Origin of the sequence: Halomonas sp. A40-4, assembly GCF_015767635.1 — a bacterium.
Lineage (GTDB): Bacteria > Pseudomonadota > Gammaproteobacteria > Pseudomonadales > Halomonadaceae > Vreelandella > Vreelandella janggokensis.
Genome location: NZ_CP065230.1, coordinates 876,787 through 902,728, shown reverse-complemented (window position 1 = coordinate 902,728; position 25,942 = coordinate 876,787). Strand labels below are relative to the sequence as shown.

The following is a 25,942-nucleotide window of genomic DNA, read 5'->3' as shown; positions in this document are numbered from 1 at the left end:
CCGCTTAAAAAATTACGCATAGCGTCAGGTACTGCCACATGAGTCCCTCTGGAGGAGGCCAGCAGATTGGCCATCATGGAGCCAAGCCTTCTGGCACGTTTTAAGCCGCTTAGCTCAAAAAAAGTTGCCACCGTCTCAATCATTAACCTGCTAAGCGTCCGCCAGCTTACCACTGATGGCATCGGCTTGGGATGTCGGGAAGCGTCCAGGGCCTGTCGATCTCTATAAACGTCCAATGGGTCTGCCCTCAGCCTTAAATTAATTTTTAAGGCTGCCTCTACACACTCCAGGCAGTCAGCGTATAATGCTTTCCGCCGTTAATGGCGAACTTTCTCAGGGCGGGGTGCAAGTCCCCACCGGTGGTGATGCCGTATCATATCTTGATGCGGACAAGCCCACGAGCGCTCCGCCAAAGGGGGTAACCTAACGGCTGAGGACAGCAGATTCGGTGAGACTCCGGAGCCGACGGTCATAGTCCGGATAAAAGAGAAGGTTTCCTAGTGATATTACCCGTATGCGTTTCAACGCATACGGGTACTGTGCTATTGGATGCCTCATGCCCTGGTTCTGGTAAACAATCCCCATAGGATGACCATGAATCAGACCCAACACTCCTCATCAGTTCGCGTTGCCTTTATCGAAGCGTCTTGGCATCACGATATAGTCACTCAAGCCAGAGAGGCATTCATTGCTGAACTTGCCAGCGAGCATGGCTTTTCCGCTGACCAAGTAGAGATATTCCAAGTTGCAGGGGCTTACGAAATCCCGCTTCAGGCTAAACTACTCGCCAAAACTTGCCGTTATAGCGCCATTGTGGGGGCAGGCTTTGTCATTGATGGCGGCATCTATCGACACGAATTCGTTGCTCAAGCGGTCATCGAAGGCATGATGCAAGCGCAACTGGAAACCGAAATTCCGATCCTTTCCGTTGTCCTGACACCCCACCATTTCCATGAGCACAGCACACATCATGATTTTTTCCATGGCCATTTCCGAGCCAAAGGCAAGGAAGCGGCAGAAGCTTTAGCGATGACTCTGGAAAATCACAAAAGGATCCAAGGGCTAAGGTAAGTCACTAACTAACCTCTGGATACGCTTAGGTAGCGGGCAGCCTAAATGTTTGCTCGCTACCTGAGTCAATCCACAGACGGTTGACGATGACGCTTAAATAGCCGTTCCGGCTCTTTGCTGCAAAGTAATTTAAACCTTTTCAACTCAAGAGGCTGATCCAAAGTGACGCCCTAACGCTAATCACGTGGGCCATGAGTGTAGGTAGTTAGCTCAGGATCGGGTCGATGGGCGCCCATTTAAGGACGTTCGATTATCATCACTGCTATGTTAGCCGTAGTGATGGTCAGGTGAGTGCAAATCTCATGCTGCCGGCCCGGTACTCGCCCGCACAACCAGCTCGGGCGGCACCACCTTTCGAATCGGCGGATATCGCTCCCCCGCCATACGAGAAAGCAACAACTCACTGGCACACTGGCCAATTAGGTCAGTGCGAACCCGCACACTGGTCAATGCGGGTGCCGAGTAGGCAGCCGCCGCCATATCATCGAAACCGGTGACAGAAATATCCACACCTGGTCGCACTCCATGCCGATAGCACGCCGCCAGCACGCCAAAGGCAATAATGTCCGAAAAACACATAATTGCGGTCGGTGGTTCCGGCATCGTAAGCAGCCGCTCTAGCATAGCGTCCCCGAATTCCAGCGTCGTTGGCCCGTGATGAACCGAATCACGTGTAACAGGCAAACCGGCAGCATCCATCTGCTGTCGGAAGGAGCATTCGCGATCTCGGGCAGTGGACGTATCACCGCCACCACCAAACCATGCAAAGCGCCGATGCCCTGCTTCATATAAGTGTTCGAATAAAAGACGAATACCTAGCACATCGTCGTTGATGACTCGATCGAACCCAGTATCAGCGACATCCCTGGAGATCAGCACCAGTGGAAAGTCCTGTAAATGCCTTACCTGAGCCCCATCAAGATCTTCTCGGGTAGTACCGGCGACAGGCACCAGAATCAGCCCCGCGGCACCATGCTCGGCCATCTGACGAATAAAGCGTGCCTGGATCGATGGTGTTTCATGGGCATGGCAGAACAACATCATACGATCCGCCTCACGGAAGCGTGCCTCCATGTGCCCAAGGAATTCAGTGAAAAAAGGGTTGCTCAAATCATTAAGGCATACCGCTACAGTGCCACTATCGCCTCGCCGTAACCCCGCCGCATGCCGGTTATAGACGTAACCCAGCTCCTTCGCAGCCTGTTGTATACGCTCTCGGGTCGCTTGAGAAATTCGCAGATCATCACGCAAAGCCAATGAGACTGCGGAAACGGTAACGCCTACCTGATCGGCGATAGTTTTAAGTGTCGGACGGCTTGCCATATAAAAATCTCAACTCCCATGAGTGATAGGCGCCGGAACGCGCTCTATTTTTTGGAATTATGGATAACATACTCTCATAGCGAACTTTTTAGTGATATCGCAAGCCTTACAAACACGAAACTACAGCACCATAACGACCAAAGTTGTATTTATTCAATCGATTGAACTATGTAGAAAAACAATCATGGAGGCATCCCAAAAACTACCCAAAAACGTCGTCAATATCCCTCGCCACGGCCAGGAGCACGCAGCATGATGAGCACAAATTCGACAACGATAATGACTGTCTCACTGGCCCTATGGGCCTCATTAGCAGCTACCCACGCATCAGCCGATAACCCTGCAACCTGCAGCTGGCAACCCGAGCGTGCCGTAACCTTCGTAGTTCCCTGGGGCACCGGCGGCGGCACAGATGCCAACGCACGTCGGCTGGCCAGCCTGCTCGAGGCAGAAATGGGCGTGCCCTTCAACGTCGTCAACCGTACCGGGGGTAACGGTGTCGTCGGCCATACTACGCTCGCCCGTGGCAAGCCGGACGGCTATACCATCGGCGCCGCCACGGTCGAGATCGATACCATGCACTGGATCGGCCTGACGCCGTTGACGTACCGGGACATCACGCCCATCGCCCTGATCAATCGCAGTTCGCCCGGGGTTCTGGTGCAAGAGGGCTCGCCCTACGACTCGCTCGGGGCCCTGCTCGACGAGGCACGCCAGACCCCAGGTGAGCTGACCGCTTCGGGAACCGCCCAGGGGGGCATCTGGCATCTCGCCCTGGCCGGCATGCTCAAGGCCGAAGGACTGGCCCCCGACGCCATTCGCTGGATCCCCAGCCAGGGGGCCGGGCCGGCACTCAAGGAGTTGATGGCGGGCGGCGTCGATGTCGCCACACCGGCGCTCGCCGAAGCCCGCAACCTGGTCGAACAGGGGGAGCTCAAGGCGCTGGGTTACATGAGCGATACGCCGATGGAGCAGATGCCTGAGGTGCCCCTGACCGCGGAGACCCTGGAGAGCGGCTGGACACTGAGTGCCTTCGTGACGGTCAGCGGTCCCGGCGGTCTGCCGGACGAGATCGCCTGCGCCTACGAGCAGGCGATCGAGACCGCCGTGAACAGCGAGGACTGGGCCGAGTTCAAACGTAGCCGCGGTACCCAGGTGGTGTTCGAGGATCGCCACGAGACCGCCCAAACCCTCGCCGAGGCCGACCGCCAACTGGGCGAAGTCATCGAGGCGATCGGCCTCGCCCAGTGAGCGCGGCGCATCGCTCCCGGAGGTATCCATGTCCCACAATGATCGCTTGTCGGGTAGCCTGCTGGTCCTGTTCGGCGCGCTGGTGCTGTGGCGCGCCTCGACCTTCCCGACCCTGGCCGGGCTGGAGTATGGCCCCGGCCTGTTTCCTGCCATCGCGGCGATCGGCCTGATGGTCTGCGGCGCGGCGATTGGCTTGGGGCCGCGGAGCCGGCGGCCGGCACAGAGCACCCGACCGAGCCGGCCCGGCCATCGGGCCGGTGGGCGGCGGCACGCCCCCTGGCCCTGCTGGTCGTGGTATGCGGCTACGGCCTGCTGCTCGCCCCCCTGGGCTTTCATATCGCCTCCTTCCTGGCGGTTTTCGCCACGGGCCGGGTATTCGGGCTGCGTGTCACGGGTGCCGCGCTGCTGGCCCTGCCCCTGGTGATCGGCGTGCACCTGCTGTTCTATTCGCTGCTGCGCGTCCCGCTCCCCTGGGGCCTTTTGACGCCACTGGCCTGGTGATTCCATGAGCGCCTCGACCCTTGCCACCCTGTTCAGCCCCGCGTCCCTGGCGGTCATCGCCGCCTGCACGCTCTACGGCACTTTCATCGGCGCCATGCCGGGCCTGACCGCCACCATGGCGGTGGCCCTGCTGGTGCCGTTCACCTACTTCATGGATCCGCTGATCGCGATCAGCGCCATCGTCGCCACCACCACCACGGCGATCTTCGCCGGCGATGTCCCCGGCACCCTGATGCGCATCCCCGGCACGCCCGCCTCCGCGGCTTACGTCGAGGACGCCCACCGGCTTTCCCGCGCCGGACGCTCGCGCTCGACGCTGATGGTGTCGCTGTTCGCCGCCTGCATCGGCGGGCTGGTGGGGGTCGCCCTGCTGGCGCTCATCGCCCCGCAACTGGCCCGTGTCGCGGTGCAGTTTTCCAGCTTCGAAACCTTCTGGCTGGCCTGCCTGGGGCTGAGCTGCGCGGTACTGACCAGCAACTCCAGCGTGGCCAAGAGCTTCGCCAGTCTGTTCATGGGGTTGTTCATCGCCACGATCGGCATCGACGTGGCCGTCGGCCACCCGCGCTTCACCTTCGGCTATTACGAACTGTTCGACGGGATCAGCTTCATACCCGCCATCATCGGCCTGTTTGCCCTCAGCGAGATCCTGCGCAGCGCCCAGGAACGGCGCGGCGAGCAACCCGCCAGCGCTGCCCAGGAACCGTTTGCCCAGGCGCTGCGCGAGGCATGGCGCACGCTGCGTCGCTTCAAGCGCAACATCGCCCGCTCCAGCGTGCTGGGCACTCTGATCGGCGCGCTGCCCGGCGCGGGGGCGGACATCGCCGCGTGGATCTGCTATGCGGTTTCGCGGCGCTTCTCGCGCCATCCCGAACGCTACGGCACGGGCTACATCGAGGGCGTGACCGATGGCGGCAGCGCCAACAACGCCGCCATCGGCGGGGCCTGGACGCCGGCGCTGGTGTTCGGCATCCCCGGCGATAGCGTCACGGCTATTGCCATCGGCATCCTGCTACTCAACGGGATGTCACCTGGGCCGCAGATATTTACCGAGTCGCCGGAACTGGTACATACCCTTTACGGCGCCTTCGCGCTGAGCAATCTCGCCATGATCCCCGCAGGCCTGCTGGTGATCATGATTTCCAGCCAGGTGGTGCGTATCCCGCGCCGGGTGCTGATGCCCATTGTGCTGCTGTTTTCGCTGGTGGGGGCCTATGCCATCACCAACTCGGTGATAGCCATCTGGACAGTGCTGGCGTTGGGCATCCTGGGCTACGCCATGGAGGCCAATGGTTTTCCACTAGCCCCCGCCATACTGGGTATCGTCCTCGGCAAAATTGTCGAGGAAAACTTCATGACCTCAATGATGAAGGCCCAGGGCGACTTGCTGACCTTCTTCGATCGTCCCTGGGCGGCAGCACTAGGCGCACTCACTCTACTCCTCTGGGCGTTGCTGCTAACCCGCGGCATCTATGAGAGTGTTCAGCGCCGCCGCCATCCTGATCTCTCTAACTCTTCGGAAACGGAAACCTATTCATGAGCCATCGCAACCGCACCAAACTCGCCCTGCAGCAGGGCCGAACCATCAGCGCCCTATGGCTGGAAAGCGCCAGCCCCGAACTGGCCGAAGTGGCCGTCTGGGCCGGCTGGAAGACCATCCTGATCGACAACGAGCACGGCGTATCGAGCCTCGAACATACCTCGCACCTGGTCCGCGCCATCGAAGCCGCTGGTGGCGAGGCGGTCCTGCGCATCCCCGCCAACGATCCGGCCTATCTGAAGAAGGTCCTCGACATGGGCGTGCGCTCGATCATGGTGCCGATGGTCAACAGCGCCGAGCAGGCCCGCGCCGTCGTCGATGCTTGCCGCTACCCTCCCCAGGGTCAGCGCGGTTATGCGGCGCCGATCGTGCGCGCCTCGGGCTACGGTGCCTTCGGCGACTATGCCCGTCAGGCCAACGACGACCTGCTGTTGATCGCTCAGATCGAGCATGTCGATGCGGCCGACAACGTCGAGGCGATCGCCGGCGTCGAGGGCATCGATATGCTGTTTATTGGCCCCAACGACCTAGCGGGTTCAATGGGCTTACTCGAACAGCTCGAGGCACCTGAGGTACGCCGCCTGATTGAGGGTCTGGAGCGCCGCATCGGCAATAGCGGGCGCTGGATGGGCACCATCACCGGGCCCGGTCGCGATATCGCCACTTTGAAAAATAGCGGCTACCGTTTCGTGGCAGGTCCCAACGATATCGCCTTGTTCGCCAGCACCCTGCGCCACGAGGCGGCGCTATGGCGTGAGCAGTCCGCTGATTTTGGAGTATCCTGATTCGGATATGGCTCTTAGTGAACCGGCCTGGCCGGGGCGTAATTGCCACCGGCCGCCTCAAGATTCAAAGATAGAGCAGCTAAGGAAGTTCTTAAAAACAGTCGCCGCCACAAGCTATAGTGCTTCTTGTTGACACATCAACCTATCAACTTCTTCTGCCATCGGAATACTACTGGCCGCACCCCGCCTTTGAACCGCAAGCGCCGCAGCTGCTGTTGCCCTTTGTAGGCACTGCGGTGGCTCAAGACCCGCCTGTCGGGCCGCCAGGAAGTAGCCGACAAAGGTATCACCCGCTGCCGTTGTATCGATGGCCTGTACCTTTAAGGCCGGTTGAAAATAAGCCTCACTGTTGTACTGATACCAGGCCCCCTCACCGCCAAGCGTAAGAACCACCTCGACACTTCCCAGCGTTTCATTAAAACGTCTTAGCAAATCGGAAGCACTCGACTCTAATGGCATTTCCAATAAAGTGGCGGCCTCTGTACGGTTAAAGAATAGTAACTTACATTGGTCCAGAGGCAGCGACGATACCCCCGAGGTCATTGGCGCAGGATTAAATACCACTTTGCAACCATGGCTCACTGCCAATGGAATCAGCTGATCAAGCCCATTGCACTCGTTCTGGATAAGCATTGTGTCACCAGGCGTTGTTTGCGCAACAAGCGCCTTCATGCGTTCCGGTGTAAAGCCATGGTTAGCGCCTGAAAATAAAAGAATAGCGTTTTCACCACGTGCATCAATTTGAATAATCGCATGCCCACTCGGCTCAGCGGTCAATTCGACATCTTGCACACCGACACCCGCAGACTCCAACTCAGGCACCACCCAGGCGTCTACTGATGAAACGCACCCCCAGTGACTGACCGCTCCCTTGGCACGCGCTATCGCCAATGATTGATTGACGCCTTTCCCCCCCAAACCAACACTGTATTCATTACTTTCCAACGTTTCACCAGGGCGAACAAAATAGGCAACACGATATGTATGATCAATATTTATGGAACCAAAGTTAAATATCATTGACTCTTCCTCTCAACAAAAAAGCCAGCCAGCATCAACGCTGACTGGCCTCGAAGAAAGACTATCTTTCGATTTATCCCTCTAATACAAAAGGGGATGTGTAATTATCAACGCTATCCGGCGTGATGAGGACACAGTCGTACAGTTGCTTTTCACTATCCAGACCGGTTTCTCCGGTATTGATATAGCGATCGGCAATTCTCACTGACTCTTCAGCAAAAACAGCTACCGGCTGTAGGACAGTATAGGCCAATTCACCCGCACGAACCGCATCAACCGCATCAGGCGAACCATCAAATCCACCAACCAATACATCATCAAGCAAACCCTCTTGCTTCAGGGCGACAATAGCACCTAAGGCCATTTCGTCGTTACCACTGATCACGCCCTTAATATCAGGATGGGAGCGCAACATGCTCTGCATTTTATTGCGACCTTCCGTACGATCCCAATTAGCGATATCAGAGGCCACAAGGTTAAGGTCTGGGTACTGGCTTAGCACTGTCTCGTAGCCATTGGATCTTGTCGCGGCATTATTATCAGAAGGCGGGCCCTGTAACTCGATATAAGAGCCTTCACCACCCAATTGCATTGCCCACTGTTGCGCCCCTAACGCAGCCCCTTGTGCATTATTGGATACAAGTTGTGCCTTGGCCAATCCTTGCTGATTAATCTCGGCATTAATAATAAACACGGGGATTCCTGCATCAACAGCTCTTCGCACAGCGCCAATAGAACCATCCGCATTTGCAGGGTCTAGAATAATCGCTTTAGCGCCATTGGTAATCGCCGTATCGACTTGATTACTTTCAGTGTTGGTATCACCGACATGAGAGCTTACATTTGCTTCATAGCCCAACTCCTCTGCCGTTTGTTCAGCAATCGTTCCTTCCGTTTGCCAATAAGGGTTTGACATATCATTGACAATGATAGATATGAGCCCCTTTTCCTGAGCTGCTATAGCACCGCTAAAGAGCATAGAGGCACTGGCCAGTGCTGTAAAAATTACTTTCTTGCTTTTGGGAAGCATGTTCATCACCTCGTCGTTATGATTGTTAGCTCTTGGTTATACAGACCCAATCAGGTCACACTTCTAAACAAGGCTACGTCAAGTAGCGCTTGCACTAGAACTTTCTTTTTTAGTTTCTATCTTTTCTTTATCAGCTTTTTTCGAGGGCTTTTTGTTAGCACTGTACTGCACATTATTCAGCATGACAGCGAAGACAATAACGCTGCCCGTGAAGACCATCTGCCAATAAGCAGACACGCCGATGATGACCAGCCCATCGGCGAGAAAACCAATGACAAAGGCGCCCAATAAAGTATTACGAATCGTGCCACGCCCACCCATAAGCGAGGCGCCGCCAATCACAACGGCCGCAATCGCGGTCAGCTCGTAGGTTGTGCCTGCTGTAGGCCCAGCAGAGGTCAACTGCGAGGCAAGCACAATACCAGCGATGGCGGCACATACCCCGGAAATAATATAGACAGATAGCTTCACTCTATTTACCGGCACCCCGGATAGCTCTGCAGCTCGTGCGTTTCCGCCCGTAGAGTAGACCCACCGACCAAAAGGAGTGCGGCTAAGCGCCAACATGCAAATCATGGCAACGCTGAAAAGGATCAAGATGCCCACGGGAATACCGAGCAGTTTATTAAAACCAAGCCACTCAAACCCTGTATTACCCAGCGCAGGATCACCACTTAAACTATTGAAAGTTAAACCATCCGTCAGCAACAGGGCGGCCCCGCGTGCAACATACAACATACCCAGCGTGGCCACGAAAGCTGGCACCTTGAAATAGGCAACGAGCACACCGTTGATAGCCCCGACTACCCCGCCTAGTAAGCAAGTAAGCACCACAACGACCCACACTGAAGGGAAGAAAGCCAAGTCAAGCGCTTCAATTTCAACCCCTTCAAGTAGCATTCCCGCGAACACGCCGCTAAGAGCCAGTGTAGAGCCAACCGATAAATCGATACCACCGGTCAGAATGACAAATAGCATGCCTACACCTAGTAGCCCAAAAACAGCCACGTGTGAGGACATGGTTAAAAAGTTACCCGTCGAGAAGTAAACCGGCGAAAGGATGGAGAAGACGATGATGATCGCAAGTAAAGCAAAAAAAGCTCTTCCTTCGAGCAAAATCTTAACGAAGTCAATGCGCTTTTTTTCTGCTTGTACGCCATTGTTATTATGATGAGACATGGTTAAACACCTATTTTTAATAATTACGCAGCAACTGATTCACCGGAAGCAGCCATAATTTCATCTTTCGATACGCCAGGACCGAATTCAGCAGTGATTCGCCCCTTGCTCATCACCAGCACCCTATGCGGTATACTCAAGCATTCACTGACTTCAGACGTTGTGAAAACCACCGCCAAACCTTGTCGCGCTCCCTGGCTCAATAATTTGAACACTTCAGCCTTGGCGCCTACATCAATGCCACGGCTTGGTTCATCTAGCATGATGACGTCAGGATCAGTCGCCAACATTTTGCCGATCACCACCTTTTGCTGATTGCCGCCGGACAATGAACCGATGCCAGCTTCGCCACCGTCTGTCTTGATGCGCACCTTATCAATTGCTGAACCGATCATTCCTGCCTCCAGGCTGGATGACGTCAGACCTTTGTGAGTAAATGCACGGATACTGGCTAGCGACAGATTCCTGCCAACTGACAGGGTGGGAACCAATCCATCACGCTGACGATCCTCAGGCACCAGTACCAGCCCTCTCTCTATTCGTTGTGCAATGTTGTAATGCGAGACATCATGTGAGTTGAGCAAAACATCTCCCTGGGACTGTCGGGTTCGCCCTGCCACACACTCCAGTAACTCCGTTCTGCCAGCACCCATCAGCCCGTAAATGCAGATAATCTCGCCTGCCTTCACGTCCAGCGAAAAGTCCTCGACCACATAACGACCTGCGACTTTATCGTCGCTTACATACAGATTCTGAATAGATAGCGCGCTGGCACCCAGCTCGTACCCTGTTGGCGGTGAACCAAGATCAAAACTCTCTCCCACCATATGCCTCACAATCCACTGCAGGTCGATGTCACAGCGCGGAGCATAAGCCGTCATCACACCATCGCGCAGCACAACGGCATGATCGGTAATCTGTAATGCTTCTTCCAAATGGTGGGAAATATAAACAATCGACACGCCCTTGCTCTTGAGGTCCTTGACGACTTTGAAAAGCGTTTCTACTTCCGTCGCACTCAAGGCAGAGGTCGGCTCATCCATAATCAAAATCCGTGAGTTCTTGGACAGTGCTCTAGCGATTTCAACGATTTGCTGCTGCCCCACGCGCAGGTCTTCGACCAGAGTGAGCGGGTGGATGGGTTCATCAAGCTCCGCCATTAGCAGCTCAGCCTGGCGCGCTTCTTCTTTATAGTCGACACTACCCCCTCCTTTAGTCAGCTCGCGACCCATAAAAATGTTGTCACGCACATTAAGGTTAGGGGCCAGGCTCAACTCCTGATGAATAATGGCAATCCCCAAGGCTTCTGCATCTGATGGAGAAGAAAAGCTGACACTTTCTTCTTCCAAAACAATTTCGCCCCCCGTCTGAGTCATGACGCCAGACAAGATTTTCATCAGCGTCGACTTACCCGCTCCATTTTCGCCAAAAAGCGTTGTCACCTGCCCCCGATATATATCGAAGTTCACGTCCTTGAGGGCTTGCACGGCACCGAAACGCTTTTCAATATTGCGTGCAGAAAGAATTACCGGAGCTACTTCCACTGTTGATGTATCGATACTCATAGACGATCCTCACTCAATGATCGCTATACTCACGGGAGTAATTAGCCAGTTTTTGGGATTTATCATGGTGAAGGAGCCGACGACCTCTAACGTTTTTCCAGTTAAATCTTGCCCGGAAATATCCGCAAGCGCTTGGCGCTTCATTTCATCATTGAGTGCTGCACCGACATCCTGGTATTCGATCTGATTGGTGAAGTCACCAAATTGAATATTGCCGGTTGTATCTCTCAGCGTTGTGCCATTAATAGCTGGGCCAGTTTGTACACGAATGGCGATATCTGAAGGCACATCGGCAACATCAAGGGTGTAAGTGCCCCCCTGTCCCTCTACAGCAACGCCTGATAAAGAGACCGGTACAATATGACCGATGCTTGCGGCCACGCCGTATTTACCACCTGCCGCGCCAGCATCCTGGAGCACTTCCGGCGCCAATACCGATGCATCTACGGCATTATTCTCGACATACGCCTGAATCTCAGGAAAGGTTTCCTTAGCAAATTGCTGTGGTGAAAAACCCGCCTCGCTCTCAAGCTCCGTAAGACTAATGACTTTGGTATCAAACGCCATGAGTGCGAATAGCACTAAAATTAAAGCAGCTGTCACATAGACGCTTATACGCTTACCACCGGGCACCGAATTTAATGTCGCCGACATAACCACTCCGGTTATCATTGTATTTATAAATAAAAAGCTTTCGTAACCTACTGATCGCCAGGTATAAGCACAACCTTTAACGCGTCAGGATCATTGCGCATCATATCCAACCCTTGGTGGAATTTATTCAACGGAAGTTTATGTGTAACAACATGATTCGTTGGAAAATCACCATTCCCGATACCTTCAATCACAAGCGGATAGCAATAAGGGCCTAGATGCGCACCTAATATATCCAGTTCTTTACGATCACTGATAATGCTCCAATCGACAGTCACAGGCTCTTTGAATACGCTGAATTCGACGAAACGACCAAGTTTACGAATCATATAGAGACCTTGCTCTACTGACTTAACGGCACCAGTAGCCTCAATATAGATATCGCAGCCGTAGCCTTCTGTTATGCTTTTCACGTAGTCAACAACATTGACGTCAGCAGGATTCAAAACGATGTCGGCACCAAATTGTTTGGCAAGTTCTAAACGCTTATTATTGAGATCCAGAACGACCAGTTTCGAAGGCCCGGATTTTTTGATCGCGCCGATCATTCCTAGCCCTAGCGTTCCCGCTCCGGAGAGGACAACCACGTCACCCAGTTCAACCTGCGCACGCTTTACCGCGTGTAACGAACACGCATAGGGTTCAATAAGAACCGCTTTTTCCATCGGAATCTCATCGGGCAGCTTGTGATTAATCGCCTCTTTGGGGAAGACCATATAATCGGCCATCCCCCCGTTCACGTTATGCTGAAACCCATAGACATCGTGCTTTTCGCACATCCAGTACTGCCCACGGTGACAGAAACGACACTCCCAACAAGGCACAATTTGCTCAGAAATAACGCGGTCGCCGATCTCCAGGTTCTTAACCCCCTCACCCAAAGCCATCACGTGACCAATAAACTCATGACCTGGAATCATCGGTGCCTTGATGTAGGCGGGCTGAGTCTCATCGCCCCAAAAGCTGGGGGCGCCTTCGTAGGCCTTGAGGTCGCCTGCGCAGATCCCGCATGCTTCGACCTTAATCAGCACTTCACCTTCTCCCACCTCGGGCACGTCCACCTCTTCAAGGCGATAATCACCAGGCGCGTAGGCGACCACGGCTTGCATGGTCAGTGGTAGTTCAGCGTGATTGTTGTTATCAGCGTTATGCATTGCTCACTCCTAATGCTTCTCGTGTTGTCTTTCTGCACTGGCGTTACAAAAGTTCCTAACGTGTACATATGAATTAACTACCTTAAGCGTAGCCGAGTCAATTCATAATGATGTCTTTTATTATTATACTTTAGGACCATTTCGCAAGCTACTGATAATAATAATTAATTTATATTTTTGGAATTATTTGCCATAAAAAAGAAGTGAAGGTAAGTGGTAGACGACATTCTATATGATCGATGATTGTTCAAATGTTCACATAGAGATTGCTATCGACAAGCACCACTTACAAGCATCTCTCCGCGAAGGGCCGGTATACTTCACGGCGAACAAATGAATGCGGGAAAGAATCTAGAAGGAAAACAAGCAAGCTTCCGAGCTCGGCCGGTCATATTTAAGCCTGCAAGCTGTCGGGCAATGGCCATACATCACGCGCGCACTTCGCTCTGAGTCGCCTCATCAAGCCGCAGTATAGTGTGCGCATTGGTGACACTAGTCGCCAAAGTATCGATAACCCCGGTACGTAGCGCACCTAGAATACCAACCGCTTTGGTATTCTCGCTGGCGATAGCGATAACATCTGGAATGCGCGTGAGATCCTGGATATTGAGGCCTACCACACGCCCCTGCATCTGCGTCGCCGAAGGCTGCCCATGGATATCGATAAAGTCATAACCCATCATATCGCCCACTGTCCCGGAGAGCCGTGCTTCAGCAATTTCCTGGGCGGAAAACCACCCCATACGCACCATATTACTGTCTTCACTCACGTCGCCGACACCAATCAACGCCGTATCCGCGCGCCGGGCGCGATCCAATGTCTGACGCACGGTGGAATTTTCATACAGCGCATCCCTTACCTCACCGCTCTGCACCAGCGCTGGGGCATAAAGGGTCTCACTATCCCCGCCAAATCGACTCGCCAAACGCCGACAAATATGATCGGGGTTCATATGCTCCCCCGCACGCAACGAGCCACCAATCGCGCATACAAAAGAAACATTTAACGACTCTGCCAGGAAAACATTATCGGCCACGGCGGCGACGTTACGCCCCATACCCACGGCGACGATCTGGCCGTCATTCAAACTACGTGAAAGATGATCGGCCACCAGACTCGCTACACCTGAGCGCTGCACATCAGGATCAGCGTTATCCAACGCAATCAGCGCTCGCTTCAGACCAAAGCGTCGCTTTAGTTCCTGCTCAATCTCTATGCTAACGGAACGATGTAAGCGCACCCGAACATCCACAATCCCCTCTGCCTGTGCGCGCTTGAGCAGCCGGCCTATTCGCACTCGCGAATGCCCAAGTCGGTTAGCAATAGCTTCTTGCGTCTCCCCTTGCACATAGTAGAGCGTTGCAATCTCTGTCATTAAGTCAATGTCAGCAGCGTCTTGACCATTCATCCTCGGCATCCAGGGGTTGTTGAAAGGCATGTATCATGTCAGCTTGCCTGACACTTTTTCAATACAGGAATCAGCGCCTGAATAATCAGCGCCAATGAAACCGAACCGGCATCAGGCGTACCCAAGCTTTTTTCAGCCAATGGACGCGCGCGCCCAACCCGGGGGGTAAGTTTCGCGGTGGCCTCAGCCGCTTCACTCGCCACACGTGCAGCATATTCCCAGCAAGCTAATGCTCCCCGACCATTCTCAGCCTCCTGCGATAGCGCATCGGCAAAAGGTACCAACACATCGACCAGGGTCTTATCGCCCACCTCTGCCTTGCCGAATGCCATTACCTGCTGACGGGCCCCAAAAACGCCAGCAGCGAGACGCTGACTTGAAAGGGGCTTCTCATTACCAAGCGACTCCCCTATCGCTTTTAAGATAACCCGCCAGATAGCACCAGAGGTGCCACCCGCCTTATCCGACCAGCGCTGACCAGCCCAGTGGAGCACTGTCTCCGCACCGGCTCCTCCATCCAAAGCTTCTCTGGCCGCTTCAAGCGCAGACTGACTGCCGCGCTGCATACCAATACCGTGATCGCCATCGCCCGCCACCGCATCAATCTGACCCAACATTTCGCAATTTTCATCGACGGTACTGGCGAGCACTCCAAGTGCTTCCACAACACCGGTGGCTAATTGTCGCGAAGCATCGCTAGCCTCGGGAATTTCATCTTGAGTAACCACCTCAACTTCTGCCGGATCCAGCGTCTGCGCTGGCGTCACACTGCCTTTTCGATAGCCCGGCGCATCCGCCGCAGCGGTCCATAACGGCTCCATATTCTTATCAAGCCAGAACAGCGTCAGCGAAACCCCGGCCATATCAAGACTGGTCACCAGCTCGCCCACATCCGGCTCTACGATGATAAGACCGGCCTCCTGCAGCAATTCGTCGACTTTACGATAAATAACGAACAGCTCTTCATACTTGACGGTGCCCAAACCATTGAGTATTGGCGCCACCCTCGCCCCTTTGATGCTGATACCTTCTGGGACTTCTTCCAACAACCGGTCGACAAGAACCCTGGCCAACCCGTCCGCGGAAGGGATATCGGTCTCACTAATGCCCGGCTCACCGTGAATTCCCAGCCCGATCGCCATTCTTCCTTTGGGGACATGAAAGAGCGAATCAGCTGCCCCAGGTAACGTGCACCCCTCAAATGCCACACCAAAAGAACGTGTACAGCGATTTGCCTCCTTCGCCACTCGAACCACTTCTTCCAGTGATGATCCATTTTCTGCGGCAGCGGAGGCAGCTTTAAAGACGGTTAAATCCCCTGCGATACCTCGGCGCTTATCGAATTCGTCCAAGGGTGCGCTCGCCACATCATCCGTCACTAATACGATTTCACAGGCAATACCTTCAGCGATTAAACGCTCACGCGCCTCACCAAAATGCAGTACATCGCCCGCATAATTACCAAAGGAAAGCAGTACACCACCGCCGTTGTTAGCGGCTTTGGCGACAGAATAAACTTGTTGTGCAGAAGGCGAGCAAAACAGGTTACCCATGACGGCGCCGTGTGCTAATCCTTGCCCGACCAATCCCGCGAAGGTTGGGTAGTGGCCACTGCCACCTCCGATGACAACCGCGACAGTATCCGGCTGACTACGCGTACTGCGCACAACACCTCCCGGCACCGCCATCAGCTTGTCACGATTGGCAGCTACCAAGCCTAACCGGGCTTCTTCAGGGAAATCATTCGGGTCGTTAAATAGGCGTGTCATTGTTATATCCTCCGAAGCGAGCACAGACCGTGTTATCACAGCTTGCTTGGCGTTGTTGTTACTATGTGGTTATAAATCAGTGTCGGCGAATGCCAGCGACTTATGCTTACCGGGCACTCATCCGAGACTCATACTCTGCAATCCTGGCTATTTTTAATTCAGATGGCCCACCTGAAAACGTACTGCCCAAAAAGGTCGATACAATCGACTTAGCGAGTTCGTGCCCGACCACCCTCCCCCCTAATGTGACGATCTGTGCATCATTGCTGGTTCTGGCCTTACCAGCCGAATAGGTATCATGTGCCTGTGCAGCGCGGATGCCGGGTACCTTATTGGCAGAAATAGCCACCCCGATTCCCGTCCCACATACCAGCACGGCCCGATCGAAGCGACCCTCCTTAATCGCCGTGGCCACCTCAAAGGCAACATCGGGATACAGCACCGGTTCTGCATTAAAAGTACCAAAATCCTCGACTTCATAGCCTAGCTCACGGACATGGCCAATGAGAATTTCTTTCAGCTCGTAAGCCGCCTCATCACCGCCAATCGCGACTTTAAGAGAATGTGTCACATTGGGCATTCATGCTCTCCCTTCCAGAAAATAGAAACGTGAACGACTGACAGTGATAAGCACCACTTCACAGCTACCAATCGTCTACTGACGCTATTCAATTTATCACCTGCCTATCATTTGTAAACACATTGATCATAAGATCATGGCTTTCTAAGTACGGAAGGAAGGACGGTTAAATGGCAAAAAATACGCAAACAACTGTTTTTAAATGAAAACAAAACAAACACCGCTGACAAAACAAAGAGTTATACTTTTGTTTGATAGCTGTAACACGGGTGCTCCTAGCGACTGGATTTGACTAAATCGCCAAAAATGATCAATCATTTGATCGGATACCGTTCATTTTTTAAGGAGAGTCGACTATGTCGCTTCTGGATGGATTACGCGAACACTCACTGGTCGTGGCCGACACGGGCGACCTGGATGCCATAAAGCGCTATCAACCACAGGACGCCACCACTAACCCCTCTTTGATACTCAAGGCCTTCGAGCTGCCTCGTTATCAAGAGATGATCGATAGAGTGCTCGCTGAATCACGTCGTGATGAGAACGACCCGAGCCGAATAGTTGACCAGCTTTCAGTGGCGATCGGCGGGCAAATTGCCAACGTGATACCTGGACGAATATCAACAGAGGTGTCCGCACACCTTTCTTTTGATTCCCAAGCCAGTATCCGCAAGGCCTACGAACTGATTGAGCGCTACGAGAAACTAGGGATTAACCGCAACCGCGTGCTGATCAAGCTTGCGTCTACCTGGGAAGGGATCCGTGCGGCTGAGCAACTCGAGCGCGAGGGGATCAACTGCAACTTGACACTCTTGTTCAGCGATGCTCAGGCGCAGGCCTGCTTTGATGCAGGGGTATATCTGATCTCGCCCTTCGTTGGCCGCGTTAGCGATTGGTACCAAAAGGCGACAGGTAAGCAGTTCACGCCAGAAGACGATCCTGGCGTGCTATTCGTAAAAGGGATTTGCGAGAGGGCTGACGCTGGTCGTTACGACACAGTCGTTATGGGGGCAAGTTTCCGTACCATCGATCAGGTCCTGACGTTGGCGGGCTGCCATCGCCTGACCATTTCTCCCGCACTGCTAGAGCAGCTTGATAGCATGGTGGGAGAAGTGGCCTCCAACATCCAATCACAATCTGTCACCCACGAACCATCCACACCGCTATCAGAAGCAGCGTTTCGTTGGCAGCATAACCAAGATGCCATGGCCAACGAGATGCTGGCTGACGGGATCCGCCGTTTCGCCTGCGACCAACAGACATTAGAGTCGCTGATCACGCAACGCTTGGCTGCTCGCGCCTAACGACAAGCTATCCAATATAACAAGCTACTCAATACAACAACCAAGGTACCACTGATATGAATAACCGTTTTGAGCTGGCCAATGCCATTCGCGCCCTTTCCATGGATGCCGTCCAGAAGGCCAAGTCCGGCCATCCGGGCGCGCCCATGGGGATGGCGGATATTGCCGAAGTGCTGTGGAATGACCACCTCAAGCACAACCCCGAAGACCCGAAATGGGCCGATCGTGATCGGTTCGTGCTGTCCAACGGACACGGCTCCATGCTGCTCTATTCGCTGCTGCACCTGACCGGTTATGAGCTCAGCCTGGAACAACTGCAGAATTTCCGCCAGTTGCACTCGCCGACCGCCGGGCACCCGGAATACGGCTACGCACCGGGCATTGAAACCACCACCGGCCCGTTGGGGCAGGGCTTTGCCAACGCCGTGGGCTTTGCCATCGCCGAAAAAACCCTGGCGGCGCAGTTCAACCGTCCTGGCCACACCATCGTCGACCACCACACCTGGTGCTTCCTGGGTGACGGCTGCCTGATGGAGGGCATTTCCCACGAAGCGGCGTCGCTGGCGGGCACCCAGCAGCTCGGCAAACTGATTGCGGTGTATGACGATAACGGCATCTCCATCGACGGCGAAGTGAAAGGCTGGTTTACCGACGATACGGCGAAACGTTTTGAGGCGTACGGCTGGCACGTGGTGCCGACGGTTGACGGCCACAACCCGGACGAGGTCAACGCGGCCATTGAACTGGCCAAAAGCCACGATGACAAACCCAGCCTGATTATCTGCAAAACCATCATCGGCTTTGGTGCCCCTAACAAGCAGGGCAAGGAAGAAGCCCATGGGGCGGCATTGGGGGATGACGAAGTGGCGGCCGCCCGCGAGCAACTGGGCTGGCCCCATGCACCCTTCCATGTTCCAGAGCCAATCTATTCAGCCTGGGATGCCCGCGAAGCCGGCCGCGCGCACCAGCAGGCATGGAATGCCCGGTTTGACCGCTATGCGGAGGCGTTCCCCGCCGAAGCACGCGAGTTCCAGCGCCGTATGAAGGCGCAGCTGCCTGCGGAGCTGCCCACCGAAGCGCTGCTTGAGCAAGCCCAGGAAAAGGGCGACAGCATTGCCTCACGCAAGGCCTCCTTTGAAACGTTAAACGTGATTGGCCCGCAGATGCCGGAGCTATTGGGCGGCAGTGCCGACCTGGCCCCATCGAACCTGACGTTCTGGAACGGCGCCAAAGCGATCACGCCGGAAGACGCCAGTGGCAACTACCTGCACTATGGCGTGCGCGAGTTTGGCATGGGCGCGGTCATGAACGGGATTGGCCTGCACGGCGGCTTTGTGCCGTTCGGGGCGACCTTCCTGATTTTCATGGAGTACATGCGTAATTCAGTGCGCATGGCATCGCTGATGGGGCAACAGGCGATTTACGTCTTCACCCATGACTCCATCGGCCTTGGCGAAGATGGCCCGACCCACCAACCGATCGAGCAGCTGACCAGCCTGCGCACCACGCCCAACCTGAACACCTGGCGCCCTTGCGATGCGGTGGAAACCGTGGCGGCCTGGGACGCCGCCCTCAAACGCCACTCCGGCCCCACCGCGCTGGTTCTCTCGCGTCAGGGCCTGCCCCATCAGCAGCGCACCAAGGCACAGCTGGCGTCGATTCAAAACGGGGCGTACGTGCTTAAAGACCCTGTTCTCAAGGACAGTGAAGGCACGCCCGTAACGCCCGAGCTGATTCTGATTGCCACCGGCTCAGAAGTGTCGTTGGCGATGGACGCCGCCGCTGAGCTCGAGCAGCAGGGCAAGGCCGTCCGTGTGGTGTCCATGCCCTCGGCCTACCGTTTTAACGGCCAGGATGCCGAATACCGTGAAAGCGTACTGCCCAAGGCGGTCACCAAGCGTATCGCCATCGAAGCCGGGCATGCGGACTACTGGTACAAGTACGTGGGCCTGGATGGCCGGGTGATCGGCATGACCACCTACGGCGAATCGGCCCCGGCGGGCGACCTGTTCATGCATTTCGGTTTTACCGTCGAAAACGTCGTTAAACAGGCCAATGAGCTACTCGGCTAGGCCTTGATCGCATTGCAACAGCGCCTCGCGCTGGCACAAGGCCAGAGGAGCCTATTCATTGCGGGATCAGTAAGGCTGTGGAATCTCGCCATCATCCTCACCATCGTCGCGCATGCGCGCCTGGCGCTCTGCTTCTTCCTCTTTGGCGTCGTCGATGACTTCCATCAGTTCATCCACATCGGCGATGTGGGTATCAAAGTCGAAATGACCGGTGAGCTTGCTGTCGGGGTGCAGCTCGCCGGATTCGTACAGCGCCCACATTTCTTTACCATAATGGGTATCGAGAAGCGCGGGGGCGTACTGGCCGAAATAGTTGCGCATGTTATCCACATCGCGATATAGCATCGCCGCGGCGCTATTATTACCGGCGGCATCCACGGCCTGGGGAAGGTCGATAATCACCGGACCATGGGCATCTACCAGCACGTTGAACTCCGACAGATCGCCGTGAATCAAACCGGCGCACAGCATGCGTACCACGTCCTGAATCACCTTCGCGTAGTAGGCCTCTGCCTGCTCAGGCGTCAAGGTGACTTCATCGAGCCGTGGGGCCACGTTGCCGTCGGCGTCGGTGATCATTTCCATCAGCAGGACGCCATCCACAAAGCCATGGGGCTCGGGCACCCGCACACCTGCACCGGCCAGCCGGTAAAGCGCATCGACTTCTGCATTGAGCCAGGCCTGCTCCTGCTCTTTCTGTCCGTAACGGGTTTTCTTGGACATCGCTCTGGCGCGGCGGGTATTACGCTCTTTACGTCCTTCCTGGTACTGGGCCGCCTGCTTGAAGCTACGCTGCTTGGCTTCTTTGAAGACCTTGGCACAGCGCTCTTCTTCGCCGCAGCGCACCACATAAACCTGGGCTTCCTTACCGCTCATCAATTGCATCAGTACTTCGTCGATCATGCCGTCATCGACCAAGGGCTGTAATCGTTTAGGAATTTTCATGGGTCGCTGCGTTGGCTCCTTTTTAGTTCACGCTCAAATAGACACTTAATGGCGAATGCGACGGACGCGAAAGGCTCGCCCTTTCAACTTATCACGCTCAAGCTTTGCCTGGGCCTGCTGAACCCGGTCCCGTACAACCGCCACGTAGGCGCTGCGAGCAAGCACTTTTATCTTGCCTACCTGGTCACCGCGCAAGCCGCCTTCACTGGTCAGTGCACCCAAAATATCGCCGGGACGCAACTTGTCTTTCTTGCCGCCAGCCAGTTGCAGGGTGGCCATGGGTGGCTCGAACGGCATAGCATTGGTCACCTTGGGCAGCGGCTCGGTGGTCAGGGTTTCACCCAACACGTCGGCCAGCTTTTCCAGCCGGTAGGTTTCCTTGGGGGTTACCAGGGTACAGGCAATGCCGCTCGCCCCAGCCCGCCCGGTGCGACCCACGCGGTGGACGTGGACATCCAGCTCACGGGCGATCTGGTAGTTGAACACCGCATCCAGTTGGGCAATATCCAATCCACGGGCTGCCACGTCGGTGGCTACCAAAATAGACGCGCTTTGATTGGCAAACAAGACAAGCAGTCGGTCGCGGTCTTTCTGCTCCAGATCACCGTGCAGCGCGACCGCACTAAAACCGGCATCTACCAGTTGGTCGGCCACCGCCTGAGTCTCGCGCTTGGTATTGCAGAACACCACGCTGGTGGTCGGCCGGTTAACCAACAGCAGCTGTTTGAGTGCGGCAAAGCGGGCGTCTTCACTTGCGACTTGATAGAAATGCTGGTCGATGGTGGTGGCGTCATGAACCTCGGCCACCTTGACCGTCACCGGGTCCTGCATCACGCCGCGTGTCATCGCCGCCAGTCCGCCGGATGTCTGCTCATCGGGGAAGGTGGCGCTAAACAGCAGCGTCTGGCGGTCGGCCGGGGTGTCGGCAATGATGGCGTCGATCGTTTCCTGAAAGCCCATATCCAGCATGCGGTCAGCTTCATCCAGCACCAGAGTCGTTAGCGAGCCAAGCGTCAGAGAGCCTTTACGCAAGTGCTCGTCAATGCGCCCCGGTGTGCCGACCACGATATGCGCACCGTGGTCCAACGACGAAAGCTGTGGCCCCAGCGGCGCGCCCCCGCAAAGTGTGAGGATTTTCACGTTGGGCATTGCTCGGGCCAGGCGGCGTAGTTCCTCAGCCACCTGATCAGCAAGCTCCCGGGTGGGGCACAGCACCAGCCCCTGAACGGCGAACGCCTCGACGCGCAGCTCGGCCAGCAATGCCAGTCCAAAGGCGGCGGTTTTACCCGAGCCGGTTTTGGCCTGGGCCATGACATCGCGGCCGGCCAGCATGGGCGGCAGGCTTTGTGCCTGAACCGGCGTCATGTGGTGATAGCCCAGCGAGTCGAGATTACTGGCGAGTGCGCTAGGCAGCGCCAGAGAAGCAAAAGAAGTGTCGGACACAGAAAAATTCCTGAAGGGGCGAAAATACCCCGCTAAGCATGAGCGGCCTTAATGCCTCGCACCATACCAGAAAGCGCCTCCTCGCGCCCTGTTGTCATGCCAGGATAGGGGCCAGTTGCGCTTGGCTGAGGGCTTGCAGATCCTTGGGCGCCAGCTCGATTTCAAGCCCGCGCCTTCCAGCGCTGACATAAATCGTGGCGAACGCGTCGGCAGAGCAGTCGATAAAGGTAGCCAGACGCTTTTTCTGCCCCAGCGGGCTGACACCCCCCAGCACATAACCCGTTGTGCGTTCCACTTCATCGGGTTGCGCCATGGCGGCTTTTTTGGCCCCGGCGGCTTTGGCGATCTGTTTCAGGTTCAGTTGCCCTGTGACGGGCACAACCCCCACCGCCAGCTGCTTGCTGTCCAATTTCAAGACCAGCGTTTTAAATACCTGCTCAGCCGCAATGCCGAGCTTCTCCGCTGCTTCCATACCGTAGGATTCGGCCGTCGGCTCGTGAGTGTATTCGTGAACTTGAAAGGCAATGCCTGCGCGTTTTGCGCTATTAATCGCGGGTGTCATGGAAACCTCATCGCCAACACAGTGTTCTTCGTTTAAGTCGTCGGATTGATACGCGGCAACGGGCGAGCCTGCGCTCCAAGCGCCGTCATCGACGATAGCATAATAGATGCCAGCCTCAGAGCGCTCGCTTCGCGTTGACATCGTTCGTTGAAAGAGATTTATTGGCAAAAAACACCAATGCCTTCCAAGCTATTAAAAAGCGCTAAATAAGGAGGTACCAGGACACGCCATCTTAACGACACAGGCAAGTGTCATTAGGACGTAAGACGCACCTGCCAGTGTCGACGTTGCCGTCAACCACGGAGTGAATGCCACGATGGTACGACTCGATAAGAAAGCAACCAGGCTTTACGTGTTGGACACCAATGTCCTGATTCATGACCCCGCCGCGCTCTACCACTTTGACGAGCACGATGTCGTTATCCCCATGACCGTCCTGGAGGAGTTGGACAAGCACAAAAACGGTATCCGCGAAATCGCCCGTACAGCGCGCCAGATCAGCCGTACGCTTTCAGACCTCACCAGCCAGGTCACCTTCGACGAAATTCAAAGCGGCATCCCGATTCCACGTATCACCGGGGAGTCCGGCAAGCTGCATTTTCTTTGCTACCGCGACCTCAAACCCTTTGACTCCCTGGACGACAGCCCCGATAACCGTATCCTCGCCGAAACCTGTCGGCTGCGCGAAGAACGCCCCGATGCCTCGGTGATCCTGATCACCAAAGATATCAACCTGCGCGTCAAGGCAGCAGCGTTGAAAGTGCCCGTCGAGGATTACCTGAATGATCGTGCGTTCGACGACAGCGACGCGATGATCGAAGGCGCCCAGGTATACACCTCTGCAGGCCCGCACGGCGCCTCGCTTTGGGAAGCGCTTAACGTGGAGGTGACCGTCGAACGCATCGACCATCACACCTTCTACCAACTAAGTGGCGACATGCCGCGTCACTGGCACGTGGGTATGCTGGTGTCGGATAGCGAAAACGGTGCTGAGTTCGAGGCGATCATCCGCGAGCTGGGGCCTACCTCGGCACGGCTACAACTGCTCACCAACTACCGTCACCATGCGGGCGTTTGGGGAGTTCACGCCCACGACAGTCGGCAAAACTTCACCCTCAACCTGCTGATGGATCCGGAGATCGACCTGGTCACCATCGCCGGTAACGCGGGTACCGGCAAAACCTACATGACACTAGCCGCCGCCTTCCAGCAGACCCTGGATCAAAAGCAGTTCGAACGCATTGTGTTTACCCGCGCGCCGATTCCCATGGGCGAGGATATCGGCTTTCTACCCGGCACCGAGGAGGAGAAAATGTCGCCGTGGATGGGCGCCTTCCACGACAACATGGATAACCTGTTACGTAACGATGAAGGCGAGTCCACCTGGGACAACGGCGCCACACGGCAGCTGATCGGCTCTCGGGTACAAATACGCGCGCCCAGCTTCATGCGCGGGCGTACCCTCAACGACACCTTTCTGATCATCGACGAGGCGCAGAACTTCACGCCCAAGCAGCTAAAATCGCTGGTCACCCGGGCCGGGCGCAATACCAAAATAGTCTGCTTGGGCAATGTAGGACAGATCGACACCCCTTACCTGACCGCCAATACCTGCGGCATGGCCGCCGTGGTAGAGCGATTCCGCGACTGGCCCCATGCCGGGCATATCACGCTGAAAAGCGTCGAGCGTTCCCGCCTGGCCCTGGCCGCCGAAGAACTCCTGTAACGCTTTAAAACCAAGCCCGCCTCCTGCCCTAAGGCAGGAGGCGGAGCGCATCAGATTAGTCGTGGCGGTTATTATCCCCCGGCATTTTGGTGTCGTCCTTTTCGTGCCACGGATGCTGACGCCCCAGGGTGTCGGCGGCGTAGGCCTCGCGCTGTCCCAGCGGGCGTTCCTGACCAATGGTCGTGTCCTGGCGGGTCTGACGCTCCAGCTCGCAGTTGATTTCGGCACCCAGCAATACTACAAACGCCGAGAGTAAAAACCACAGCATCAGTACCACTACAGCCCCCAGGGAGCCGTATAGCTCGCTGAAGTTGGAAAAGTAGCGCACGTAAAGCGACAGTCCGCCCGACCCCAACAGCCAAAGCAGCGTTGCCACCATGGTGCCGACACTCAGCCACTCCCATTTTGCGGCACGCCGGTAGGGCGCAAAGCGATAAAGCAGCGCGATGACAGCACTCATCATCACCAGCAAGGCTGGCCAGCGCATGAAATCAATAATCCGGTCCAGAGGGGTAACAACCGCCAATGCATCGACCAGCATCGGCACCAGGCCTATGAATCCCAGCGTCAGAAGCGTCATGCCAATCATGCCGAGCGTCATGGTGGTAACCAGCAAAGCCAAACGCCAAACGCTGCGTTGCTCCTGTTCGCCATACACCACGTTCAGCCCCACGATCAGGCCACTGACCCCCTTGGAGGCGATATACATGGCAATCAACAGGCTCACCAGCGCCGCCATTTCATTACTCGACCCAACGCTATCCACCACCTCCTGAGCCTGGTTGTCGATCAGTTGTGCCGCCTCGGGGGGCATCAAACGGATGAGGTTGTAGAGTTGCTGGCTTGCTTCATTCGGATCGGAAAACAGCCCCCATAGAGAGATAACCGCCGCAATGGTCGGAAACAACGCAAGCAGCGCGTAGAAGGCAACACCCGCTGCCAGCAGCATGATGCGGTCACGACGTGCCGAGCGCAAAACACGCCAGACGATGTCGTGCCAGCCTGGCTTGGGAATTTCGTTGGGGAGTTCGGCTTGGCGGCCACGCGAGGGTCGAAACATGC

General features: G+C 55.6%; 22 protein-coding genes and 1 riboswitch. Of the genes, 8 read left to right on the top strand and 14 right to left on the bottom strand.

What is annotated here, in order from left to right; genetic code table 11:
- Positions 1–325: 325 nt before the first annotated feature.
- Positions 326–496: riboswitch (FMN riboswitch) on the top strand.
- Between the two features lie 98 nt (positions 497–594).
- A complete protein-coding gene (locus tag IT895_RS04285) occupies positions 595–1,071 on the top strand; it encodes a 6,7-dimethyl-8-ribityllumazine synthase (protein WP_199284802.1) in 477 nt (158 codons plus the stop codon).
- A 300-nt stretch (positions 1,072–1,371) separates the two neighbouring features.
- Here the strand turns inward: IT895_RS04285 and IT895_RS04280 are convergent, their stop codons facing one another.
- The gene (locus tag IT895_RS04280; protein ID WP_085917876.1) at positions 1,372–2,394 is read right to left on the bottom strand and encodes a LacI family DNA-binding transcriptional regulator; all 1,023 of its coding nucleotides are present in this window, start codon (positions 2,392–2,394) and stop codon (positions 1,372–1,374) included.
- 252 nt (positions 2,395–2,646) lie between these two features.
- On the opposite strand from IT895_RS04280, the gene IT895_RS04275 reads away from it, so the two are divergent.
- The 4 genes from IT895_RS04275 to IT895_RS04260 all read left to right on the top strand — a co-directional run bounded on the left by IT895_RS04275 (position 2,647) and on the right by IT895_RS04260 (position 6,468).
- The gene (locus IT895_RS04275) at positions 2,647–3,645 is read left to right on the top strand and encodes a tripartite tricarboxylate transporter substrate binding protein (RefSeq protein ID WP_085917877.1); all 999 of its coding nucleotides are present in this window, start codon (positions 2,647–2,649) and stop codon (positions 3,643–3,645) included.
- Positions 3,646–3,732: 87 nt separating this feature from the next.
- Positions 3,733–4,146, top strand: coding sequence for a tripartite tricarboxylate transporter TctB family protein (locus tag IT895_RS04270; protein WP_233337364.1), 414 nt, complete (start codon positions 3,733–3,735; stop codon positions 4,144–4,146).
- 4 nt (positions 4,147–4,150) lie between these two features.
- Entirely contained in the window at positions 4,151–5,683 is a 1,533-nt protein-coding gene (locus IT895_RS04265; protein ID WP_085917879.1) for a tripartite tricarboxylate transporter permease, read from the top strand.
- Positions 5,680–6,468: an HpcH/HpaI aldolase family protein gene (locus IT895_RS04260; protein ID WP_085917880.1), complete on the top strand. Its 789-nt coding sequence runs from the start codon at positions 5,680–5,682 to the stop codon at positions 6,466–6,468. The genes IT895_RS04265 and IT895_RS04260 overlap by 4 nt, the downstream gene beginning before the upstream one ends.
- A 114-nt stretch (positions 6,469–6,582) precedes the next feature.
- On the opposite strand, the gene IT895_RS04255 is transcribed toward IT895_RS04260, so the two are convergent.
- The 9 genes from IT895_RS04255 to IT895_RS04215 form a co-directional block, all read right to left on the bottom strand.
- Complete coding sequence (locus IT895_RS04255; protein WP_199284801.1) at positions 6,583–7,488, bottom strand: ribokinase; 906 nt, start codon at positions 7,486–7,488, stop codon at positions 6,583–6,585.
- Between the two features lie 73 nt (positions 7,489–7,561).
- On the bottom strand, positions 7,562–8,518 hold the full coding sequence (locus tag IT895_RS04250; RefSeq protein ID WP_085917882.1) for a D-ribose ABC transporter substrate-binding protein: 957 nt from the start codon (positions 8,516–8,518) through the stop codon (positions 7,562–7,564).
- Positions 8,519–8,596: 78 nt separating this feature from the next.
- Positions 8,597–9,697, bottom strand: a complete 1,101-nt coding sequence (locus IT895_RS04245) for an ABC transporter permease (RefSeq protein ID WP_085917883.1) — start codon at positions 9,695–9,697, stop codon at positions 8,597–8,599.
- A 23-nt stretch (positions 9,698–9,720) separates the two neighbouring features.
- Positions 9,721–11,262 (bottom strand): sugar ABC transporter ATP-binding protein, encoded by a 1,542-nt coding sequence (locus IT895_RS04240; protein ID WP_199284800.1) that lies wholly within the window; start codon positions 11,260–11,262, stop codon positions 9,721–9,723.
- A gap of 9 nt (positions 11,263–11,271) precedes the next feature.
- Positions 11,272–11,916, bottom strand: a complete 645-nt coding sequence (locus tag IT895_RS04235) for a DUF2291 family protein (RefSeq protein WP_233337363.1) — start codon at positions 11,914–11,916, stop codon at positions 11,272–11,274.
- Positions 11,917–11,963: 47 nt separating this feature from the next.
- Positions 11,964–13,070, bottom strand: a complete 1,107-nt coding sequence (locus IT895_RS04230) for an MDR/zinc-dependent alcohol dehydrogenase-like family protein (RefSeq protein ID WP_199284799.1) — start codon at positions 13,068–13,070, stop codon at positions 11,964–11,966.
- Positions 13,071–13,498: 428 nt separating this feature from the next.
- Positions 13,499–14,479: a sugar-binding transcriptional regulator gene (locus tag IT895_RS04225; RefSeq protein ID WP_233337362.1), complete on the bottom strand. Its 981-nt coding sequence runs from the start codon at positions 14,477–14,479 to the stop codon at positions 13,499–13,501.
- A 38-nt stretch (positions 14,480–14,517) separates the two neighbouring features.
- Positions 14,518–16,248 carry a dihydroxyacetone kinase family protein gene (locus tag IT895_RS04220; protein WP_199284798.1) on the bottom strand — a complete coding sequence of 577 codons (1,731 nt, stop codon included), beginning with the start codon at positions 16,246–16,248 and terminating at the stop codon, positions 14,518–14,520.
- Positions 16,249–16,354: 106 nt separating this feature from the next.
- A complete protein-coding gene (locus IT895_RS04215) occupies positions 16,355–16,828 on the bottom strand; it encodes an RpiB/LacA/LacB family sugar-phosphate isomerase (protein ID WP_085917889.1) in 474 nt (157 codons plus the stop codon).
- Positions 16,829–17,184: 356 nt separating this feature from the next.
- Here IT895_RS04215 and tal point away from each other — a divergent pair, with 356 nt between their 5' ends.
- On the top strand, positions 17,185–18,132 hold the full coding sequence (gene tal, locus IT895_RS04210) for a transaldolase (RefSeq protein WP_085917890.1): 948 nt from the start codon (positions 17,185–17,187) through the stop codon (positions 18,130–18,132).
- Positions 18,133–18,188: 56 nt separating this feature from the next.
- Positions 18,189–20,204 (top strand): transketolase, encoded by a 2,016-nt coding sequence (gene tkt, locus IT895_RS04205; RefSeq protein ID WP_199284797.1) that lies wholly within the window; start codon positions 18,189–18,191, stop codon positions 20,202–20,204.
- A gap of 66 nt (positions 20,205–20,270) precedes the next feature.
- Here tkt and IT895_RS04200 read toward each other — a convergent pair whose 3' ends face one another.
- The 3 genes from IT895_RS04200 to ybaK form a co-directional block, all read right to left on the bottom strand.
- Positions 20,271–21,149 (bottom strand): PA4780 family RIO1-like protein kinase, encoded by an 879-nt coding sequence (locus IT895_RS04200; protein WP_199284796.1) that lies wholly within the window; start codon positions 21,147–21,149, stop codon positions 20,271–20,273.
- A 45-nt stretch (positions 21,150–21,194) separates the two neighbouring features.
- On the bottom strand, positions 21,195–22,592 hold the full coding sequence (dbpA, locus tag IT895_RS04195; protein ID WP_199284795.1) for an ATP-dependent RNA helicase DbpA: 1,398 nt from the start codon (positions 22,590–22,592) through the stop codon (positions 21,195–21,197).
- Positions 22,593–22,686: 94 nt separating this feature from the next.
- The gene (gene ybaK / locus IT895_RS04190) at positions 22,687–23,154 is read right to left on the bottom strand and encodes a Cys-tRNA(Pro) deacylase (RefSeq protein ID WP_199284794.1); all 468 of its coding nucleotides are present in this window, start codon (positions 23,152–23,154) and stop codon (positions 22,687–22,689) included.
- Between the two features lie 316 nt (positions 23,155–23,470).
- Between ybaK and IT895_RS04185 the strand changes: the two genes are divergently transcribed.
- On the top strand, positions 23,471–24,880 hold the full coding sequence (locus tag IT895_RS04185; RefSeq protein ID WP_085920219.1) for a PhoH family protein: 1,410 nt from the start codon (positions 23,471–23,473) through the stop codon (positions 24,878–24,880).
- A gap of 55 nt (positions 24,881–24,935) precedes the next feature.
- On the opposite strand, the gene IT895_RS04180 is transcribed toward IT895_RS04185, so the two are convergent.
- Positions 24,936–25,940: a YihY/virulence factor BrkB family protein gene (locus IT895_RS04180; protein WP_085920218.1), complete on the bottom strand. Its 1,005-nt coding sequence runs from the start codon at positions 25,938–25,940 to the stop codon at positions 24,936–24,938.
- Between the last annotated feature and the right edge of the window lie 2 nt (positions 25,941–25,942).

Bases quoted from the DNA above. Each gene is read 5' to 3' on its own strand.
- IT895_RS04285 (WP_199284802.1), top strand. From the start codon at position 595: ATGAATCAGACCCAACACTCCTCATCAGTTCGCGTTGCCTTTATCGAA.
- IT895_RS04280 (WP_085917876.1), bottom strand. From the start codon at position 2,394: ATGGCAAGCCGTCCGACACTTAAAACTATCGCCGATCAGGTAGGCGTT.
- IT895_RS04275 (WP_085917877.1), top strand. From the start codon at position 2,647: ATGATGAGCACAAATTCGACAACGATAATGACTGTCTCACTGGCCCTA.
- IT895_RS04265 (WP_085917879.1), top strand. From the start codon at position 4,151: ATGAGCGCCTCGACCCTTGCCACCCTGTTCAGCCCCGCGTCCCTGGCG.
- IT895_RS04260 (WP_085917880.1), top strand. From the start codon at position 5,680: ATGAGCCATCGCAACCGCACCAAACTCGCCCTGCAGCAGGGCCGAACC.
- IT895_RS04255 (WP_199284801.1), bottom strand. From the start codon at position 7,488: ATGATATTTAACTTTGGTTCCATAAATATTGATCATACATATCGTGTT.
- IT895_RS04250 (WP_085917882.1), bottom strand. From the start codon at position 8,518: ATGCTTCCCAAAAGCAAGAAAGTAATTTTTACAGCACTGGCCAGTGCC.
- IT895_RS04245 (WP_085917883.1), bottom strand. From the start codon at position 9,697: ATGTCTCATCATAATAACAATGGCGTACAAGCAGAAAAAAAGCGCATT.
- IT895_RS04240 (WP_199284800.1), bottom strand. From the start codon at position 11,262: ATGAGTATCGATACATCAACAGTGGAAGTAGCTCCGGTAATTCTTTCT.
- IT895_RS04235 (WP_233337363.1), bottom strand. From the start codon at position 11,916: ATGTCGGCGACATTAAATTCGGTGCCCGGTGGTAAGCGTATAAGCGTC.
- IT895_RS04230 (WP_199284799.1), bottom strand. From the start codon at position 13,070: ATGCATAACGCTGATAACAACAATCACGCTGAACTACCACTGACCATG.
- IT895_RS04225 (WP_233337362.1), bottom strand. From the start codon at position 14,479: ATGAATGGTCAAGACGCTGCTGACATTGACTTAATGACAGAGATTGCA.
- IT895_RS04220 (WP_199284798.1), bottom strand. From the start codon at position 16,248: ATGACACGCCTATTTAACGACCCGAATGATTTCCCTGAAGAAGCCCGG.
- IT895_RS04215 (WP_085917889.1), bottom strand. From the start codon at position 16,828: ATGCCCAATGTGACACATTCTCTTAAAGTCGCGATTGGCGGTGATGAG.
- tal (WP_085917890.1), top strand. From the start codon at position 17,185: ATGTCGCTTCTGGATGGATTACGCGAACACTCACTGGTCGTGGCCGAC.
- tkt (WP_199284797.1), top strand. From the start codon at position 18,189: ATGAATAACCGTTTTGAGCTGGCCAATGCCATTCGCGCCCTTTCCATG.
- IT895_RS04200 (WP_199284796.1), bottom strand. From the start codon at position 21,149: ATGAAAATTCCTAAACGATTACAGCCCTTGGTCGATGACGGCATGATC.
- ybaK (WP_199284794.1), bottom strand. From the start codon at position 23,154: ATGACACCCGCGATTAATAGCGCAAAACGCGCAGGCATTGCCTTTCAA.
- IT895_RS04185 (WP_085920219.1), top strand. From the start codon at position 23,471: ATGGTACGACTCGATAAGAAAGCAACCAGGCTTTACGTGTTGGACACC.
- IT895_RS04180 (WP_085920218.1), bottom strand. From the start codon at position 25,940: ATGTTTCGACCCTCGCGTGGCCGCCAAGCCGAACTCCCCAACGAAATT.